The following is a 19,253-nucleotide window of genomic DNA, read 5'->3' as shown; positions in this document are numbered from 1 at the left end:
CCGCATGACCGTTTCCACCCTGGAGGCGGGGGAGCGTGGCGCGGCCCACGCCCCCCCGGGCGCACGTGCCCGCGCCCGTCCCTGGCTCTACCTGAGTCCGCTGGTCGTCGCGCTGCTCGTGTGGGTGTACGGGCCGCTGGTGTTCACCGCGGTGCTGAGCTTCATGAGCTGGAACCTGACGGACACCCATCTCTCGTGGCTGGGAACGGCCAACTACGCCCGGCTCGTCGACGGCCGGGATTTTCCGCGCGCCGCGCGCAACACGCTCGTCTTCGCGGCCGTGTTGCTGCCGTTCGCCACGGTCGTGCCGATGTCGCTGGCCATCGCGCTGTGGAAGCGGCCCGGTCGGGTGAGCTCCGTCTACCGGGCGCTGCTGTTCCTGCCGGTCGTGCTGGCACCGGTGGCGATGGCGATCACCTGGCAGTTCCTGCTCGACCCGCTGTCCGGGCTGGTCAACGTGATCACCGGCCGGCTCGGCCTCGGCACCCACAACTGGCTTGGCGATCCGGCCACCGCGCTGTACGCGGTCGGGTTCATCACCGCGGCCAAGGTCGTAGCCCTCAACGTCCTGCTGTTCGGCGCGTCGCTGGCGAGCCTCGACCGCGGCCTGCTGGAGGCGGCGGCGCTGGACGGCGCCACCGAGTGGGAGATCACCCGGCATCTGGTGCTGCCGCACCTGCGGCGCACCATCGTCCTGCTGGGGATGCTCTCCCTGGTCGTGGTGTGGCCGTGGATCTTCGCCAACGTCGCCGTGCTGACCCAGGGCGGCCCGGACGGTGCCACCGACAACGTCTACTACCGACTGTTCACCTACGCGTTCACCTTCTTCGACGCGGGCACGGCGTCCGCCGCGGCCGTGTTCATCACCACCGCGCTCGCCGTCGTGCTCGGCATCGGCCTGCTGCTGACCGGACGGAGGCGCCGTGACTTCGCCTGATGCCGTGAGCCCGGTCGGCGTGAGCCTGGGCGGCGCGACGATCCCGCGGCAGAGCGGGGTCCTGGCGCCCACGGCGCCCGCCGGGACGTCGCCGGCCCGGCCGCGGCGCGCGGCGTCCCGGCGGGCGCGGCGGATCGCGGGGGCGGTCGGCCGGCACACGCTGCTGCTCGCGGCCGTGGCCGTGATGGTCCTGCCGGTGCTGTGGGCGCTGGCGGCGTCCTTCAAGACTCCCGGCGGCATCTTCGACGAGAACCCGCTGCCGATGTCGCCGACCCTGGAGAACTACCGGGTGGCCACCGGCGCGTTCCCTGTCTGGCGGCTGCTGCTCAACACGGCCGCGATGGCCGCCGGGGTCACGCTGCTGCAACTGCTCATCGCGGTGCCGGCGGCCTACGCGCTGGTCCGTTTCCCACCCCGGGCGCATCGGGTGCTGACGGCGCTCATCGTGATCACGCTGCTGGTCCCGCCGCAGTCCCTGATCATCCCGCTGTTCCTGATGATCTCGCACCTGGGCTGGCGCAACACCTATCCCGGACTGGTCCTGCCGCAGCTGTACGGGACGGGCCTGGCGGTCATCCTGTTGCGCGACCACGTCCGGGCGGTGCCACCGACCGTGCTGGGGGCGGCCGTCCTCGACGGCGCGCGGCCGGGGGAGGTGCTGCGCCTGGTGCTGCTCCCGCTGCTGCGGCCGGCGTTGGGCGCGGTCTCGATCCTGCTGTTCATCACCTCCTGGAACGAGTACCTGTGGCCGAGCCTGGCCGCGCCGGACATCGACCACGCCAGCATCCAGCCCGGCCTGGCCTTCTTCCTCACCCAGGAGGGCCCGGAGTACGGGCCGCTGCTGGCCGGCTCGATGCTCGCGACCCTGCCCATCGTCGCCGTGTACCTGGTCGCCTCCCGCCGCGTCACCGACGCCTTCATGCACTCCGGAATCAGATGACGGACCTGGGACGAGAGATGACGGACACCGCCGACCCGACGACCGCCAGTCCGACCGCGGCCCCTCGTGCCGACGTCCCCCCGCAGGCATCGCGGCGAGACCGGTCCGCGGCGGCCGAGGCCGCGCCGGACGGGATCACGCTGACCGGCGTCGAGAAGCGGTACGGCTCCCACCCTGCGCTCGACGTGCCGCACCTGGGGGTGCCGGCGGGGTCGTTCACGGTCGTCGTCGGCCCGTCGGGCTGCGGGAAGTCGACCGGTCTGCGCATCATCGCCGGGCTGGAGACGGCCGACCGGGGGCGGGTGCTGCTCGGCGGCGTCGACGTCACCGACGCGCCGCCGGGGGAGCGCGGGGTCGCGCTGGTCTTCCAGGACTTCGCGCTGTACCCGCACATGACCGTCGAGCGCAACATCGACTTCAACCTGCGGCTGGCGGCCCGGCACGACCGGCGCTCCGGGCTCAGCCGCGCCGAGATCTCCACCCGGGTGGCCGAGGTCTGCGCGATGCTCGGGCTCACCGACCTGCGCCGGCGGCTGCCCCGGCAGCTCTCCGGCGGGGAGCGCCAGCGGGTGGGCCTGGCGCGGGCGATCGTGCGCCGCCCTGCCGTCCTGCTGCTCGACGAGCCGCTGTCGAGCCTCGACGCGCTGCTGCGCCAGCGGGCGCGGGCGGAGCTGGTCCGGCTGCACCGGGAACTCGGCAACACCGTCGTGCTGGTCACCCACGACCAGCTGGAGGCGTTGTCGATGGGCACGAACCTGGTGGTGATGAACGGCGGCCGGGTCGCCCAGACCGGGCCGCCGGAGCAGGTCTACCACCGGCCGGCGGACACGTTCGTCGCGACGTTCCTCGGCAGTCCGCCGATGAACCTGCACACCGCCGAGCCAACCGGTGACGGTCGGGTCCTGACCGGGGCGGGGCTGTCCGCGCGGCTGCCCGCGACGCCGGCGGCCCGGTCCGGGCCGCTGCCGACGCCGGTGCTGGTGGGCTGGCGCCCGGCCGACGGAACGCTGGAACCGGTGAACGAGGACGACCCGGCCGCGGGCTCCACCGTGACGCCGAACTCCGCCGCGCCGCCGTGCCCCGCCGGGGCGCCTGCCTCCGGCGGGGCGCCGGCCGGGGACGAGACCGGTGTCGTGGTGCGCGGTGTCGCGGACGTCGTCGAGTTCACCGGTGACGGCACCGTGGTGACCTGTGTGAGCGCCGCCGAGGGCGGCGGCCAGTGGGCGGTGAGCGTGCGCGGGCGGGACCGGGTGCCGGCGGTCGGTGCGGCGGTGCGGGTACACGTCCCCGCCGACCGGGTCCACCTGTTCGACCCGACCGACGGACGCCGCGTCGACGGATAAGCCGGGTCCCGATTCCGCCGGCGCCGGCGGAATCGGGAATACCTCTGCCTGACAAACGCGCCGGGTCGCCGCCCGGCGCGTTTGTCATTGTCGCCGACGACGGACTACATTCGACCGGATACCGACGTGACCGGCGTCTCCTTTCACTGGTCCGTCCCCTGTGGCGATAGATCGATTGCATCGATCCTTTCGTCTTGACGCTGGACCGGCCGGGCGACAGACTCAATTCAGGGTTTATGAGTATCGCCTGAACCTCCGCACCCGGCCGCTGTGGCTTTTGCCGCGGCCCGTCCATTGCCTCCGCCTTGTGGGCGCCGGATCCTTTCCTGTCAGCGGGGGCCGGCCGGCAGCGTTTCCGGCCGGCCGCCCGCCGCCCTGGATCGGCGGCGCCGAAGACCCCTCACCACCTGCCCGGACGCCGACCGTGGCGCGCGTGCTCCCGCCCGCCCAGCCACCGCCGGCCCGAATCCGCGCCACCTGCCGATCCGGACGGAAGGACCCGCACGTGAACACCACGACGACCGACCCCGCGGCGACCGCCTCCACCACGCCCGCCGCCGGCTCGATGTCCCTTGACGACGCCATCCTGGCCTCGTTCATGCCGGAATCCCGGCACAACCCGTATCCCGCCTACGACGTGCTGCGCGAGGCCGGTCCGTTCGTGCCCGGACCGTTCAATCTGCAGATCGTCTCCCGCTATGGTGAGGCCGACGCCATCCTGCAGGACTCGGGCTGGAGCCACGCCCAGGAGCCGGAGTTCCTGCACCCGAAGAGCGACGGCACGGACCTGCCCGCGTCGTTTCTGTGGATGGAGCCGCCGGACCACACCCGGCTGCGCCGCCTGGTCAGCAAGGCGTTCACCGCCCGGGGTCTGGAGTCGCTGCGGGGCCGGGTGAAGGAGGTCGCGACCGAGGTCGTCGACAGCGTGATCAAGGCCGGTGAGGTCGACGTCGTCGAGGAGCTCGCCTACCCGCTGCCGCTGACGATGATCGCCGAGATGATCGGCGTGCCGCGCGAGGACCACGACTCCGTCCGGGCCATGTCCGCCGGCATCGCCCGCGGCCTGGACCCCGACACACTGCTGACCGACGAGGAGCTCCAGTCCCGCTACGACGGGGCCGCGCACTTCCGCGACTACTTCGAGCGCCTCGTCGCCGAGCGCCGCGCCCACCCGAAGGACGACCTGATCACGGCGCTGGCCCAGGTCGAGGCCGAGGGCGACCGGCTGACCACCGGCGAGATGATCGCCACCCTTACCGTCCTGCTCGTCGCCGGGCACGAGACGACGGTGAACCTGCTGGCCAACGGCGTGCTGTCGCTGACCCGCAACCCCGACCAGTTCGAGGTGCTCAAGCGCGACCCCGACCTGGCGCTCGCCGCCGTCGACGAGCTCATGCGCTACGACGGCCCGTCGCACGCGACGACCCGGATGGCCGTGCGGGACATGGAGATCTCCGGGCACGCCTTCAAGGAGGGCGACGGCGTGCTGATCCTGCTCGCCGCCGCCAACCGGGACTCGCGGGTCTACGAGAACCCGAACCGGCTCGACCTGACCCGCTACGCCCGCTCGAAGACCATTCCCCGCCACCTCGGCTTCGGTGTCGGCCTGCACTACTGCATCGGCGCGCCGCTGGTCCGCCTGGAGATGGAGTGCATGCTGCGGGAGCTCGCGCGCCGCGCCCCGGTCATGACACTGCTGGCCGACCCGCCCCCCTACCGGCCGAACATCGTCGTCCGCGGCATCGCCGAACTGCCCGTCCGCTTCGAGGCCCCGGCGGCATGACCCTCGCGGCGGCGGGAGGCGCGCGGTGACGAGTCTCGACACCGACGCCCGACGAGCAGGCGGGACCGGCGCGACCGACGGTGCCGGCCCCGCCCTGGGGCTCGCCGGCGACGTCGTGGGCTTCGACGCCTTCGAGCCGACCCACCGAGCCAACCCCTATCCCAGATACCAGGCCATGCGGGAGCTCGCGCCGTTCTGCCCGATCCGCCTCGGCGCGGCCCGGGTGACGCTGGCGACCAGGTACGACGAGTGCGCCGCGGTCCTGCAGGGAGCGCAGTGGGGTCGCGCCTACGACGAGGGGCTGAACTCGTTCCGTCCCGGCGTCGATCTCGGCGAGGTACCCGGCGGATCGTTCCTGACGATGGACCCGCCCGACCACACCCGCCTGCGCGGGCTGGTGAGCAGGGCCTTCACGCCCCGGGCGAGCCTGGCGGAGACGCCGTTCGTCGAGCGGGTCGTGACCGACCTGGTCGACGCGGCGCTGGCCGCCGGCGGGCTCGACGTGGTCGCCGACCTGGCCCGGCCGATGTCGCTCGCGGTGATGGGACGGCTGCTCGGCATCGCGACCGCCGACGCGTCGCCCCTGCTGGACTGGATCCAGGGGATCACCCGCGGCACCGACCCGGACTCTCTGCTCAGCCCTGACGAGATCGCGGCGCGCACGGCCTGCGCCCGGGACCTCGGCCGCTTCCTGCTCGACCTGATCGCCGAGCGGCGCGAACGGCCGCGCGAGGATCTGGTGAGCCGGCTGGCCGCCGTCCAGCGCGACCAGGGGTCCCTCACCGTGCGCGAGGTCGTCGAGCTGGTCGCGCTGCTGCTCGCGGCGGGACTCGACACGACGGCCAACCTGGTCGCGAACGGGACGTTGGCGCTGCTGCGCCATCCCGACCAGCTGGCGCTGCTGCGGGCGCGCCCGGACCTGCTGCCGGCCGCGATCGAGGAGATGCTGCGCTACGACCCGCCGTCCCAGTTCGTCACCCGGGTGGCGCTCACCGACACCACCGTCGGTGAGCACCGGTTCCGCCGTGGCGACGGGGTGGTGGTGCTCAGCGCGTCCGGGCACCGTGATCCCGCCGCTTTCCCCGATCCCGACACGTTCGCCGTCACCCGCTACGCGGCGTCCCCACCCGCGCGCCGCCACCTCGGGTTCGCGCTCGGGCTGCACGTCTGCCTCGGCGCTCCGCTCGCCCGGGTCCAGGCTCAGGCCGCGATCGGCACCCTGGTCCGCCGCGGCGGCGCGCTGTCGCTCGCGACCGAGGACGTCACCTACCGACCGAACGCCGCCCTGCGCGGCCCGCAGTCCCTGCCGGTGAACCTGACCGGCGCCCCCACCTAGAGACACCCGGCGCGGCTGGTCCCGCGGCCGGTCCGACATCGCGAGGAGCACCTCGGCCATGCACAGCTTCGACGTCTTCCACCACTACGAACGCAAGCACTGGCGGTTGGCGGACGTGCCGTGGGACACGATCCGCAGGGACCTGGTCCGGCCCGAGTACGTCACGATGGCCAAGAGCGCGGTGATGGGTGAGGCGAACTCCATCGCCGCCCAGCACGGGTTCCTCAACGAGTTCGACGACTACGACTTCTCCGCGTTCGTCGCGGTCTGGGGCTACGAGGAGCTCCAGCACCACTTCGCGTTCCGGACCTGGCTGAACGCGGTCGACGCGGAGGTGCGGGAGTCGGCCGTCTCGGCGATGCGCGCGCCGTACGACCCGGGCACGACGCCATGCGCGACGCTCGCGACGAACATCATCTCCGAGCTGACCGTGAACCACGTGTACCGGGCGGTCGCGTCCTGGGTCGAGGAGCCGGTGCTCGCCGGCATCATGCTCAACGCCAGCCGGGACGAGGCCGGGCACGCCCGGGAGTTCCTGCACTTCGCCCGGATCCGGCTCCAGCGGCACCCCGAGGAACTGCCCTCGGTGCTCGAGACGCTGCATGTCTACACCGGCGAGCAGCGGATCAAGCATCCGGTCGGGGTGTTCAAGAGCGAACTGGTCGCCCTGCGCGACCACGAGACCATCGACACCGCCTTCGAGATGTTCCTGGAGAAGGTCGCCGATGCCGGCGAGCTGGACAAGCTCCAGGACAACATCCGCCGCGCGTTCTCCGCGCTGACCGGGATGGACGTCAGCTCCAACGCCCGGGTCCGCCGCCGCCTCGCCGAAGCGCTCGCATGACGGCCCCCGCCGACGCCGACGGCTTGGAGGCCATCGACCTGCCCTGGTACGTCCTGCCGGACTACCAGTGCTTCGGCTGCTCCCCGCACAACCAGCACGGCCTGCGGCTGCGGTTCACCCATCACGGCGACGGACTGCGGACGACCTTCCGCCTCGGGCGGCCGTACGAGTCCTACCCCGGCGTGGTCCATGGCGGGCTGCTCGGCGTCATCGCCGACGAGATCATGGGCAACCTGATCGTCCTGCGGACCGGGCAGATCCCGTTCACCACCGGCATGCGGCTGCGTTACGTCCATCCGGTGGCGGTCGGCGGCGATTACGAGTGCGTCGCCCGGGTCCGCGACGACAGCACCGGCACGCTGCTGCACGCCGAGTCCGACATCCGCACCCGGGACGGCGAGGTGGTCGCCACCGCCACCGCCAGCTACCGGACCGTCTCGCTGGACGCCGCCCGCGGACGCGTCGCCCTCGACGAGCCCGAGGTCGACGACCTGCACCGCGCCCTGGCGGCCGCGACCACCGCGTCCGCGTCCACCAGCGCCGCGCCTGTTTCCACCCGCACCGTCGCCGGGACCACCGTGGTCGCCGGCGAGCCGACCGAGATCACCGTGGAGGACTCCCATGCCCGTGTCGACTGACGAGCTGATCAGCGAGATCACCGAGATCGTGGCCGAGGAGCTCGGCGTCGAGGTCGACACGGTGTCGGCCGACGCGGACCTGCGCACCGTGCAGGGCGCCGACTCGGTGAAGGTGCTGCGGGTGATCGCCCGCATCGAGCGCGCCCGCGACGTCGAGCTGGAAGACGAGGCCGTCTTCGGCGCCTCGACGATCCGCGAGGTCGCCGAGGTCCTGCACCGCGCCCTCGCCGAAGAAGCGCGCGTATGACCACCGTGACCGGCTCCGCCGCCGGGACCACCGCCGCCACCGTGGAAGCCGCCGCCGCTACCGTCGCCGCCGCGGCTGACGAGGCCGCCCCGGCGGCGCAGACCGCGCAGACCAACCAGCACTACGACCTCGACCCGCGGATCTTCGGGCTGTTCCTCGACCCGTTGCGCAAGTACTCCTCGGGGTACTACCGCGAGCCCGGCCTGACCCTCGAGCGGGCGCAGGAGGCGAAGCTGCGCTGGGTCGCCGGCCAGCTCGGGCTGCGCGGCGGCGACCGGCTGCTCGACGTGGGCTGCGGCTGGGGCGCGCTGATCCTGTTCATGGCCCGGGAGTACAACGCCCGGGTCGTCGGGATCAGCCCGGCCGGCAACCAGCACGGCTACATCGCCGGGCGGGCCGTGGACCTGGGCGTCGCCGACCGGGTCAGCACCGTACAGGGCTACTTCGAGCACGCCGCCCTGCCCGCCGGCCCGTTCGACGCCGTGACGATGCTCGGCTCGATCGTGCACATGCCTGACCTGGTCCACGTGATGCGCCGCGCTCGCTCCCTGCTGCGCCGCGGCGGCCGGTACTACGTCTCCGAGACGTGCTTCCGCAACGCGGCGGCCCGAGACGAGTTCGACCGCCGGGCGGGCACCGAGTTCGTCCGCAACTCCATCTTCGGCTGGGGTGACATGCGCCCGCTGTCCGACCTGGTGCGTGCGGCCGAGGACGCCGGCTTCTCCGTCGTCGGTGTGGAGGACCTCACCGACGACTACCGGCTCACGATCGACGACTGGATCACGAACGTCGACCGCAGCGCCGAGGAGATCGACCAGATCCGGCCGGGCATGGCCGCGACCCTGCGCCACTACCTCGAGGTGGCGAACGCCGGCTGGGGCTACACCACCAAGCACTACGCGCTTGTCTGCCAGCGATCGCGCTGAGGCCGCCCGCCTGCCCGCCCGTTCCGTCGACCGGCCGCGCCCGTCGGCCGGTCGCCGCGTCGTCCACCGTCCAGGAGGAAGAGGACAGATGACCACCACCGTTCCCCGGGCAGTGGCGGAACCGGCGGGCCAGGCCGCCGGTCCGCTGCTGCCGCCCGCCGACCTCGCGCAGGCCGTCGGCTCGTTCATGCGCTCGTCGCCCGTCACCCGCCGGTGGGACGTCGAGACGGCGTTCAGCTGGTCGTCGGTCGACGGCGGCCGGCTCACCGAGGGCCAGCGCTCCGCCGTCGCCTTCATCACCTACATCGAGGACCACCTGCCGGGGTACTTCGGCCTGTACGCGCGGCGCTTCCCGCTCGACGAGTCGGTCGACGTGGCCACCTTCGTCCACAACCGCGAGCTGTACCACTTCACGGTGCGCTGGGCGCAGGAGGAGGACAGCCACGCCCGGGCCCTGTTCGAGTACCAGGTCGCGGCCGGCATCAGCGAGCCCGACCGGCTGCGCGACGAGCTGGGCCAGGAGGGGCGCAAGCCGTTCACCATGCCCCACGAGCACGCCATCTCGCTGTTCGCTTACGCCCTGGTCCAGGAGAAGGCCACCCAGATCTACTACCAGTCGCTGCGATCCGTTGTCGACGAACCGGTGCTCATGGACGTGCTGGGCCGGCTCAGCAAGGACGAGGCCCGGCACTTCACGTTCTTCGCGGACGTGGTCGAGCGCAGCCTGCGCCTCTACGGCGACCAGGTCGTCGAGCCGATCCGGGACGTCATCGCCGGGTTCCGGATGCCGCTGGCCGACACGCTGCGCGGCTACTGGCGCTGGGCGCTGAAAATCGCCGACACCGCGCACTACGACCACACCGACGCCTACGAGCACCTCATCCGGGTCGTCAACCGCGCCGTCGACGCCCGCACCGACCGGGTCGACGAGCTGGCCAGGTTCGTCGCCGCCTGCCGCACCCCCGCGGCCGCCGGCCAGGCATCGTAGGCGGCGGGCGAGATGGGCGCACTGGACGGCAAGGTCGCGGTGATCACCGGAGCGACCAGCGGCATCGGGGCCCGCACCGCCGAGGTGTTCGTCGCCGAGGGGGCGAGCGTCGTGCTCGGCGGGCGGCGGACGGGACCGGGGGAGGAGCTCGCCGCGGCGCTCGGCCCGCGGGCCAGGTTCGCCCGTGCCGACGTCCGCGTCGAAGCCGACATCGAGGCGCTGACTGCGGTCGCGGTGGACGCGTTCGGCGGCCTCGACGTACTGGTCAACAACGCCGGGCAGGGTGTCGAGGCGCCGCGTCCGCTGCCGGAGGCGGACCTCGCGGCGTTCCTCGACACGCTGGCCGTGCACGCCGGCGGCATGTTCCTCGGCATCAAGCACGCGGCTCGGATCATGATCCCGCGCGGGTGGGGCAGCATCATCAACATGTCGAGCATCGGCGCGCACCGGGCGGGCTGGTCGGACATCAGCTACTCGACGGCCAAGGCCGGCGTGCTCCAGCTGACCCGCTCGGCGGCCGTCGAACTCGGCCCGCACGGCATCCGGGTCAACAGTGTCTCGCCCGGGCCGATCCCGACCGGCATCTTCGCCAAGAACGCGGGCGTCGACGCCGAGCGGGCCGACCGGACCGCCGGCCTGCTGGAGCCGCTGTTCGCCGAGGCGATGGCGGCCCACCAGTCCATCCCGCGGGCGGGACGGGCCGACGACGTGGCCGCGGCGGCCCTGTGGCTCGCCACGGACGCGTCGTCCTTCGTCACCGGTCAGGACCTCGGCGTTGACGGCGGGATCTCGGCCGGCCGCCCGGTCGCCGTCGCCGTCGAGGAACGCCGCCTGCTCGCGAAGGCGTTCGCCGCCCTACCCTCCTGACCCGTCCCCATCCGTCCTGACGCGTCCCTGACCTTGTGCCTCGTCCCTGACCTTGTGCCTCGTCCCCGGCCACCCGGGGATCCCCGGTCCCACCCCTACCTGACCCGGGGGCCGGTTGCCGCCGCCGGTTCGTGCGCCACCGAGAGGTCCGCGTCGTCGGACTGGCTGACGATGCGGTCACGGCCCGTGCGCTTCGCCGTGTACAGGGCGTCGTCCGCGCGGGTCAGCAGGTCGCGCAGGTCGGCGTCGCTGGAGCGCAGCGTGGCCAGGCCGATGCTGAGCCGGATGTCGAGCGGCCCGGCGGAGGTCCGGACGGGCTCGGTGACCAGGTCGCGCAGTCGCTGCCCGAGAGAACGGGCGGTGGCCTCGGTGGCGGACATGAGCACGCCGAACTCCTCACCGCCCAGCCGGCCGAGGACGTCCTCGCGCCGGAACGCCCCCCGCATGCGCCGGGCGATCTCGGCGAGGACCTCGTCACCCACGAAGTGCCCGTGGGTGTCGTTCACCCGTTTGAAGTGGTCGATGTCGATCATCGCCGCGCTCAGCGGCGCGCCGATGGCGGCGTGCGCGGCGACGATCCGCTGTGCCTGCTCCAGGAAGTCGCGCCGGCTGGCGAGGCCGGTCAGCTGGTCAACGGCGGCCAGGCGCTGCACCCGTTCGAACAGCTGGGCGTTCTGCCAGCCGACGACCGCCTGGTCGAGCACGGTCCGGGCGATCTGCACGCGTGTCTCGCCGTAGGCGTCCGGCGTCCGGGAGGCGAGCGCGACCACCGCCCGGATGTCGTCGGACAGCGTGACCGGGATCATCATCCAGCTGCGCGCCGGGCCCGACCAGCCGGGCAGGTCGACGCCGTCCTCCGTCGTGAGCACCGTGCCCTGCCGGGCGGCGCGGATGAGGGGATGGCCGGCGGCGGGACGCAGCTCCTCGCCGGCCACCTCCTCGGCCACGTCGCCGTGCACCGACATGATCCGCACCGCGTCGTCCGCCGGGGTCAGCACCCACGCGGCGTCGAACGGGAGGACCGGCCGCGCCGCCGTCAGCACCCGGCCGAGGACGCCCCGGGTGCTGAGCGTCGAGGTCGCCTGCAGGGTGACGTCCCGGATCATCTCGGCCAGGTCCCGCTGGCGGCGCTCGGAGACGACCATCGTCTGCAGCCGCGCGGCCTCGGCCATGTGCAGCGCCAGTCCGACCTGCTTGGCGAGCGCGCCGAGGATGCGGGCGTCATCCTCGTCGAACAGCCCCTTGGCGACCCGGCTGTCGACGTAGACGACCCCGCTGCGCCCGGCACTGACGGGGACCGGGGCGGCGAGGATGCTACGCAGCCCGTACTGGACCGCGCTGCGCGACCCCAGCACGGCCCCCTGGTCGGTGCCGGTGACCACCAGCGCCCGCTGCTCCGCCCGCACCCGTTCGACGACCGTCGTCGCGAAGCCGCGCGGGACGGCGGCCGGCGGTCCCTGGACGTCGCGCTGGTCGGCCGCGCGCTGGTCGGCCGCGCACTGGGCGTACAGGGTGAGCGGCTGGTGGGCGTCGTCGGTGCCGCCGGCCGGCAGCAGCAGGTACGCGCGCTCCGCGCCCAGGATGCCGATGATCTCGTCGAGGGCCACGGCGACGACGGACTCCGGCGTCGAGGAGCGTCCGACCGACGCGCTGACCTGGAGCACGGCCTCAAGACGGCGGCGGTCCCGGGACGCTGCCGACCGTGACGTCCCGAACAGCGAGGTGCGAGATGCCTCGTCGGTCAGCCCGAACTCGTCGCGTACCCGGGCACGCTGGCGAAGCCAGCCCTGATGCCCGGCCAGGGCCATCGCCAGCTCCGCCTCGATCGCGGCGCGCTCGTTCTCCCCGACACCCCGCAGGCAGCGCGCCCGCGTCACCAGCAGGTCGAAGCGGATCACGGGTGCGTCGAGGTGATGCGCCCGACGCTCCGCGGTCTCCACCAGCCGGAGCGCGTGGTCGTAGTCGCCGGCGAGCTCGCTCGCGGCCGCCCGTAGCGCGCACAGCTCGGCGGCGAACAGCGGGTACGCGGCCGCGGATCGGGCGTCGCGCAGCGCCTGTCGCGCCACGCGCAGGCATCGCTCGCGGGCCGGACCGGGCGGTACCCGCCGCGCCTGCTCCAGCCGGCCCCGTGCCTTCACGATCGTGAAGTGGCGGAAGAACCTCGGTATCCGCCCGACGGAGCGCTCGACGGCCTCGCCGGCCTCGACGGCGGCGTCGAAGGCGGCCCCGGTCTCGTCGCCCGAGGCTTCCAGATCGGTGAGGTCGGCGCAGATCAGGTACCGACGCAGTCGCTCGGCGGCGGGTTCGGCCGCCAGCGCCTCGAGATCGGGGTGCGTGACCGGTGGCTGGCCGAGCAGGTGGGCCAGGCGCGCCCGCAGGACAGCGAGATCGGTCCGCAACGCCTCGTCGTCCGGCCTGGACTCGCAGTGCTCCCACGCCATCCGGGTCTCGCCCCGCAGCGCGAGGCTGCGGACAAGCGTCGAGTAGCTGCTCTCGGAGTAGTAGGTCTCGATCCAGCGCCCACCACGGCGGAATGCCTCGGCGCAGTCGCGCTCACCCGTCACGCCGCGGCTCCCGAGGATGATCAGCGCGATGGAGGTGTAGAGCATGATCTTTGTCTGCACCGCCGGGTCACCGCTGCGGTCCGCGAGGTCCCGCAGCCGTGGAACGTCGCGCTCCACCCGCCGTCGGCGTCCGAAGTCGGCCGCGACCATCGTGCGGGCGGCGCGGCCGCACAGGTACTCGTCGCCAGACCCGAGCCGCCGCCCCGGATACAGCGCCGACGTGGCGAAGGCCAGCATGGGACCGATCCGCCCTCCGAGCCATTCGCTCTCCACGCCGAGCTCATAGAGGCCGCAGCGGATGGCGTGCAGCTCCCGATCCTCGCCCCGGGCGCCACCGAAACCGGTCCAGGGCCAGCGGCAGGCGAACGCCGCCAGCCACCGGCCGAGGCAGACGACCACCGCGGCAACGGGATTCGCCGGTACGCCCCGGCCGATCTCGGCCAGTCCCTGGTGCACGTACTCCAGGGCCGCGGCGGTCCGGAACGTGGCGAAATCGATCTTGGAGAGGGCGAGGAAGTCCCGGGCCCGACGCCGGCGATCGGTCTGCGTGCGCAACGCGCGGGCGAAGTGCAGGCGCGCGTCGTCGGGTTCGATCGTCCGCGAGCAGGCGAAGGCGAAGCCCTCCTCAAACTCCGCGTCCGGTTCGAGGCCCGCCTCCAGGGCCGCGGCCTGCGCCGCCCGGTAGAAGGACACCGCCTCGTACGGTGCGGACGCGGCGAGCGCGGCCGCGGCCGCCTCGGCCGCCGCCCGGAAACGATGTGCCGGGGCGATCCCCCCGGCGATCGCGTGCCGGGCCCGCTCGTAGGTCCAGCTGTCGCCGCGGGCCTCGTTCGCCTCCAGCGCCTCGACGACGCGCCGGTGCACCGCGGCCCGCTCGGGCGGGCTCATCGTCGACAGCAGAGCCTCGTGCACGCAGTCGTGCACGAACGACCAGCGGCCGTCGCCGTTGTCCCGGACGAGCTGATGCGCCCGGGCCCGCGCCGCCGCCGTCGCGACCCCGATCGGGGAGCGGCCGGTCACCGCGGCGACCAGCGTGAGGTCGAAGGTGCGGCCGAGCACCGCCGCCGTGCCCAGGACGGCCACCGCCGTCCGGTCGAGCGCGTCCACCCGGTGCCGGATCAGGTCGAGGACCTGCTTGGGTAGCCGCAGCGTGTCGAGACCCGCCCGGTCCACGACGTATCGCCCCCAGTCGGGGCGGATGAGACCGGCGTCGATCACCGCTCGCAGATACTCGACCATGGTCAACGGATTTCCCGACGAGCGCACGGTGAGGTCCCGGACGAACGCGCTGTCGGTGATCTCGCCGAGGTAGCCGCGCACGACCTCGGCCGCCTCGTCCTCGCCCAGCGGTCCGAGCTCGATGTCCCAGCTGGTCGCGCAGCCGGGCGCCAGCCGCCGCGAGGGGTCGCGGGTCGAGGCGACGATCAGCAGCGGGACCGGGTCCGCGGCGGCGGTCAGGTCCTCCAGCACGCGGCGGTCCGCGGGGCCCAGCCACTGGACGTCGTCGATGCAGAGGACCATTCCGCCGGACAGCCGGGCGAAGCGGCGCATGCACTCGACCATGGCCATGCGGTAATGAGCGTCCTCGGCGTCCGGGACTCCCGCCCCCGGGCCGCCCACCCCCATCAACGCCCCGAGGGCGGGACTGGCGCGGGCGAGCTCCACCGCGTCGGCGCCCGCCGCCGCCACCTTGCGCGCACGCAGCTCCCGCGCCACCGGCTCGGGCTCGTCCGCCATCCGGCGCATCCAGTCGTCGGACAGGCCGCGCAGCAGGGCCAGCGGGGCGGCGGCGTCCGCGGCGCACCGGCCGCGGACGACGGCGGGTGTCGACGTCAGGCCGCGCGTGGCCAGCAGGTCCATGATGAGGGCGGTCTTGCCGACACCCGCCTCGCCCGCGATGGTCACGACCCCGGACTCACCGGCCATGCAGCGATCCCAGGCGCGTGACAGGATCCGACGCTCGCGGTCGCGGCCGATCAGCTGGCCCGCGCTGAGCCGGACCGGCGCGTGGCCGTCGCCCGCGCCCGTGCCCGCGCCCGAACCGCTGGGCGCGAACGGCATGAGTGCGGCGATGACCTCCCGCGCCGACTGGAACCGGTCGTCCGGCTCCTTGGTCAGCAGCCGGTGGACGACGGCGGCGAGCTCGGCGGGCACGTCCGCGCGCGACTCGGCCAGCGGGCGGGGCTCCGCCACCGCGTGCTGGCGGAGCAGCTCCGCGACGTCGTCCGCGGCGAACGGTGGGCGGCCGGCGAGGCAGGTGTAGAGCACCGCGCCGAGGGCGTACAGGTCCGTACGCGGATCGACCGGCCGCCGCAGCACCCCGGACTGCTCGGGCGCGCCGTACACGAGCGTCCCGACGGCACGATCCGACGGCGCTTCACCGGCCCGGGTCATCAGCCCGAAATCGAGCAGGACGGCCCGGCCGTCCTCGCTCATCATGATGTTCGCGGGATTGACGTCCTGGTGCACGAGGCCGCGCTGGTGGGCTTCGGACAACGCCGCGGCCACATCACGCGCCATCCGTGCGGCGTCGGTGATTCCCAGCGGCCCGGCCGTGAGCCGCGTCCGCAGCGTTTCCCCCTCCACCAGGTCCATGACCAGGTAGGGGCGGTCCTCGACATGCCCGGCCGCCCATACCCGAGCAATGTTGGGATGCCGGATACAGGACAGGATCGTCGCTTCCCGGGCAAATGTCCGGGCAATGCCGTTGTCGGGAGCGATCGCCTGCAGGGCAACTTTCACGGCGTACTTCCGGGACGCCCGCTGCGCCCGATAGACGACGGAGTACGAGCCGCGACCTATCTCCGCTCCCATCTGCAGCCCAGGAACTTCCAGTCGCGCCACCCGGTCACCTCGCCGCCCTGTCTCCGGACGCCGTACGCGGCAATTCTTGCTCGACCTGGGACTGATCGCACTTCGGGTGGACGTCGAGGGGTCTGTCGCGGCCCGTCTCGTGAGCGAGACCGTGCGCCCGTGCGTCCGCGTGGTCCGGGCGGGACGGCACCGGCAGCGGGTCCGGCTCCGATGCGCGTGGCCGCAGGTCGCCCGGCCGGTCCTCACCGGCCGGGGCGGCCGGCCGGGCGCCCGCCGGATCGGCGGCGGCGCCCGGGACGGGCCGGGAACCGCCGGGAAGGAGGCGGGCGATCGCGTCGGAGTGCGAGGCGGCGAGAGGGCCGATCACGGCGAGGATCAGGACGTAGCCGGCGGTGAAGGGCGCGATGCGGGCGTCGAGGCCGGCGGCGGCCGCCAGTGAGGCGACGATCAGCGCGAACTCGCCGCGGGCGAGGACCGACAGGGTGATGGTGACCGCCGCGGTCATGTCCATGCGGTGGATGCGGGCGGCGACGAGGCCGGCGGCCGCGTTCAGCACCAGGGTCAGGACGATCGCCGCCAGCACGGGCCCGGCGACGGACCACACGTCCGCCGGCGCGATCCGCAGGCCGAACGCGAAGAAGAACAGCGCGCCGAACGCGTCGCGCAGCGGCACGACGAGTGGCCGCACCCGCCCGGCCACCGGGCTCGCGGCGAGGATGAGCCCGGCCATGAACGCGCCGATGGCATCCGAGACGCCGACCAGCTCCGCGCCGCCGGCCACGAGCACCGCGAGGCCGACGAAGCAGACGACGAGCAGGTCGTCATCGGGGTCGTCGACGAGCCGCGCGACGGTCCGCGCGCCCCACCGGGCGAGGGCGGCCAGCGCGAGCAGGAACGCGAACCCGCGCCCCACCTGCAGCGCCAGGTCTGTCATGCCGCTGGACCCCTTGATGATCGGCTGCAGCAGGGCCAGATAGAACGCGAGGAAGACGTCCTCGACGACGATGATCCCGAGGATCAGCGGGGTCTCCCCGCGGTTCATCCGCCGCAGCTCGAACAGCAGCTTGGTCACGATGGCCGACGACGAGATCCCGACGATCCCCGCCAGCGCGACGGCCTCGCGCTCGCCCCAGCCGAGCAGATGGCCGAACAGCAGGCCGCCGCCGACGTTGAGAAGCAGATAGCTGCCGCCGGCGAACAGCAGCCTCCGCCCGCCGCCGATCAGCTGATCGAGGTGGAACTCAAGCCCCAGGGAGAACAGCAGGAAGATCAGGCCGAGCGCGGCGAGGACCTTCAGTTCCCCCGGATCCTCGAACAGGACGAGTCCCGGAGTGTGCGGGCCGAGCAGGATTCCGGCGGCCATGAACACCGGAATGGTGGGCAGACCGATCCGCCTGCCGGCGCGGGCGAGCAGACCCGCGGCGAGAAACGAACCTCCAAGTGCGACCAGGGACCGTCCCAGCTCCACATACCCTCCTCGTCCGTGCCGGCCCGGCTGATCACGTGTCACTGGCCGGCTGATCATGCAGTCGGTCGGTTGCGGCGAACGTCTCGTCGTCCGCTGTCGTCAGGGGCCTCGACGCCGTCGACATCGGGTATCGACATCGGCATCGGCGTCGGCGGCGTTGTTGTCGTCGGCGTCGTGTCGATCAGTGCTGCTCGGTGGCGCGGCCGCGATCCCGCCGCGGACGTCGGGCGCGTCCCGGTCCAGGGCCGTCCCGTCCGGGAGGCGGCCCGGCCGGCGGAGCCGGGCGGCGCGTCTGCCACCCAGACGGCGTCCACGAGCACGTCCGGCGGCCCGAGGGGCGGACATGATGCCGCCTCCTCTCGGCGTGATGCCCCGTTTGCGACAAAGGAAACGGGCGAGCGGCGTGGCTCACACCGCGGTGCCGCCGGCGCGACGCCTCGTGCACTCCTCGGCACCAGGAACGGATGGGGCGCGGTCGTCAGGCCGGCGACCTGCGGCGACAGGGAGGAATGCGGTGGCCCGCGTCCTGGTCGGTTCGGTGCCTGTTCGAGCGAAATGGGCGAAACGCTAGGCTCTATTCCGCGGGGGTCAACCGGAATCCGAGGGGGCCACGGCAGTGACGGGTGTGGGTCGGCACGAGCCGACCGGCAAGTGGTGGAAATCTCTCGCGGAGGAGCGCGTACCGGTGGAGCTGAAAATCGATCAGCCGCACACGGCCCGCATGTATGACTATTACCTCGGGGGCAAGGACAACTACCCCGCCGACCGGGAGGCGGCCGAGCAGGCGATCGCCACGTTCCCCACGCTGCGCACCACCGCCCGCGCGAACCGGTCCTTCCTGCACCGGGCCACCCGGTTCCTGGCCGGCGAGGCCGGGATCCGCCAGTTCCTGGACATCGGAACGGGCATTCCCACCAGTCCTAACCTGCATGAGGTCGCGCAGGAGATCGCCCGGGAATCCCGCGTCGTCTATGTCGACAACGATCCCATCGTGCTCGCCGCGGCCCGCGCGCTACTGACCGGCACCCCCGAGGGGCGCACGGCCTACCTGGAGGCCGACCTGCACGACCCGGCGGCCATTCTCGCCTCCGCCGCGCTGCGTGAGACCTTCGACCTCGGTCGGCCGGTCGCGCTGTCCCTGATCGCCGTCCTTCACTTCTTCCCCGACGAGCGTGGGCTGCGGGACATCGTGCGCACACTGACAGGCGCGCTGCCCGCCGGCTCCTATCTCACGATCAGCCATGCGACCGGGGACTTCGCCCCCGAGCGGATGGACGAGCTCATCGGCATCTACCGCCGGCGCGGGCTGGCCGCCCAGGCCCGCGGCCGGGCCGAGATCGCGCGCCTGCTCGATGGGCTCGACCTGGTCGACCCGGGCATCTCCGTACTGCACCGCTGGCGGCCGGACTCCTCTGACGAAGCCGGCCTGACCGACGCCGAGATCGCAGGCTACGGGGTCGTCGCCCGCGTGCCCTGACGCCGAGAGGCCCACGCCGTCGCGTGCGGCGGGCGGAAGGGACGCCCCCCGAACGGCCCCTGGGGGACATGCGTCCCCGCA

The 19,253-nt window shown here is 73.0% G+C and carries 14 protein-coding genes; 12 read left to right on the top strand and 2 right to left on the bottom strand.

The annotated features are described in order from the left end of the window. The first annotated feature begins 4 nt into the window (after positions 1 to 4). The 11 genes from AC6EXY_RS04555 to AC6EXY_RS04505 all read left to right on the top strand — a co-directional run bounded on the left by AC6EXY_RS04555 (position 5) and on the right by AC6EXY_RS04505 (position 10,849). Complete coding sequence (locus AC6EXY_RS04555; RefSeq protein ID WP_101835448.1) at positions 5 to 937, top strand: carbohydrate ABC transporter permease; 933 nt, start codon at positions 5 to 7, stop codon at positions 935 to 937. Beyond that, the gene (locus AC6EXY_RS04550; RefSeq protein WP_243408073.1) at positions 924 to 1,877 is read left to right on the top strand and encodes a carbohydrate ABC transporter permease; all 954 of its coding nucleotides are present in this window, start codon (positions 924 to 926) and stop codon (positions 1,875 to 1,877) included. Before AC6EXY_RS04555 ends, AC6EXY_RS04550 begins: the two co-directional genes overlap by 14 nt. A gap of 17 nt (positions 1,878 to 1,894) precedes the next feature. Further along, the gene (locus AC6EXY_RS04545) at positions 1,895 to 3,220 is read left to right on the top strand and encodes an ABC transporter ATP-binding protein (protein ID WP_101835446.1); all 1,326 of its coding nucleotides are present in this window, start codon (positions 1,895 to 1,897) and stop codon (positions 3,218 to 3,220) included. A 505-nt stretch (positions 3,221 to 3,725) separates the two neighbouring features. Next, entirely contained in the window at positions 3,726 to 5,003 is a 1,278-nt protein-coding gene (locus tag AC6EXY_RS04540) for a cytochrome P450 (RefSeq protein WP_243408072.1), read from the top strand. A 25-nt stretch (positions 5,004 to 5,028) separates the two neighbouring features. Next, positions 5,029 to 6,339 carry a cytochrome P450 gene (locus AC6EXY_RS04535; protein ID WP_499816751.1) on the top strand — a complete coding sequence of 437 codons (1,311 nt, stop codon included), beginning with the start codon at positions 5,029 to 5,031 and terminating at the stop codon, positions 6,337 to 6,339. A 58-nt stretch (positions 6,340 to 6,397) separates the two neighbouring features. Next, positions 6,398 to 7,183, top strand: coding sequence for a ferritin-like domain-containing protein (locus AC6EXY_RS04530; protein WP_101835444.1), 786 nt, complete (start codon positions 6,398 to 6,400; stop codon positions 7,181 to 7,183). Beyond that, on the top strand, positions 7,180 to 7,821 hold the full coding sequence (locus AC6EXY_RS04525; RefSeq protein ID WP_101835442.1) for a PaaI family thioesterase: 642 nt from the start codon (positions 7,180 to 7,182) through the stop codon (positions 7,819 to 7,821). Before AC6EXY_RS04530 ends, AC6EXY_RS04525 begins: the two co-directional genes overlap by 4 nt. Continuing rightward, a complete protein-coding gene (locus AC6EXY_RS04520; RefSeq protein ID WP_101835441.1) occupies positions 7,805 to 8,068 on the top strand; it encodes an acyl carrier protein in 264 nt (87 codons plus the stop codon). Before AC6EXY_RS04525 ends, AC6EXY_RS04520 begins: the two co-directional genes overlap by 17 nt. Further along, complete coding sequence (locus AC6EXY_RS04515) at positions 8,065 to 8,994, top strand: SAM-dependent methyltransferase (protein WP_101835440.1); 930 nt, start codon at positions 8,065 to 8,067, stop codon at positions 8,992 to 8,994. Before AC6EXY_RS04520 ends, AC6EXY_RS04515 begins: the two co-directional genes overlap by 4 nt. Positions 8,995 to 9,082: 88 nt before the next feature. Next, a complete protein-coding gene (locus tag AC6EXY_RS04510; RefSeq protein WP_499816752.1) occupies positions 9,083 to 9,982 on the top strand; it encodes an acyl-ACP desaturase in 900 nt (299 codons plus the stop codon). Between the two features lie 12 nt (positions 9,983 to 9,994). Then, positions 9,995 to 10,849, top strand: coding sequence for an SDR family NAD(P)-dependent oxidoreductase (locus tag AC6EXY_RS04505; RefSeq protein WP_101835438.1), 855 nt, complete (start codon positions 9,995 to 9,997; stop codon positions 10,847 to 10,849). A gap of 95 nt (positions 10,850 to 10,944) precedes the next feature. On the opposite strand, the gene AC6EXY_RS04500 is transcribed toward AC6EXY_RS04505, so the two are convergent. After that, positions 10,945 to 16,257, bottom strand: a complete 5,313-nt coding sequence (locus AC6EXY_RS04500; protein ID WP_499816753.1) for a diguanylate cyclase — start codon at positions 16,255 to 16,257, stop codon at positions 10,945 to 10,947. A 4-nt stretch (positions 16,258 to 16,261) separates the two neighbouring features. Beyond that, on the bottom strand, positions 16,262 to 17,695 hold the full coding sequence (locus tag AC6EXY_RS04495; protein WP_243407517.1) for a cation:proton antiporter: 1,434 nt from the start codon (positions 17,693 to 17,695) through the stop codon (positions 16,262 to 16,264). A 616-nt stretch (positions 17,696 to 18,311) separates the two neighbouring features. On the opposite strand from AC6EXY_RS04495, the gene AC6EXY_RS04490 reads away from it, so the two are divergent. After that, a complete protein-coding gene (locus AC6EXY_RS04490; protein ID WP_101831882.1) occupies positions 18,312 to 19,172 on the top strand; it encodes an SAM-dependent methyltransferase in 861 nt (286 codons plus the stop codon). Positions 19,173 to 19,253: the final 81 nt, after the last annotated feature.

It is taken from the genome of Frankia sp. RB5 (genome assembly GCF_059816245.1).
Note: the sequence above shows the minus strand (reverse complement) of the source record. Positions and strands in the feature narration are given on the sequence as shown.

Coding starts and splice junctions, on each gene's coding strand:
- AC6EXY_RS04505 (WP_101835438.1), top strand. CDS start 9,995: ATGGGCGCACTGGACGGCAAGGTCGCGGTGATCACCGGAGCGACCAGC.
- AC6EXY_RS04515 (WP_101835440.1), top strand. CDS start 8,065: ATGACCACCGTGACCGGCTCCGCCGCCGGGACCACCGCCGCCACCGTG.
- AC6EXY_RS04530 (WP_101835444.1), top strand. CDS start 6,398: ATGCACAGCTTCGACGTCTTCCACCACTACGAACGCAAGCACTGGCGG.
- AC6EXY_RS04520 (WP_101835441.1), top strand. CDS start 7,805: ATGCCCGTGTCGACTGACGAGCTGATCAGCGAGATCACCGAGATCGTG.
- AC6EXY_RS04555 (WP_101835448.1), top strand. CDS start 5: ATGACCGTTTCCACCCTGGAGGCGGGGGAGCGTGGCGCGGCCCACGCC.
- AC6EXY_RS04545 (WP_101835446.1), top strand. CDS start 1,895: ATGACGGACACCGCCGACCCGACGACCGCCAGTCCGACCGCGGCCCCT.
- AC6EXY_RS04525 (WP_101835442.1), top strand. CDS start 7,180: ATGACGGCCCCCGCCGACGCCGACGGCTTGGAGGCCATCGACCTGCCC.
- AC6EXY_RS04510 (WP_499816752.1), top strand. CDS start 9,083: ATGACCACCACCGTTCCCCGGGCAGTGGCGGAACCGGCGGGCCAGGCC.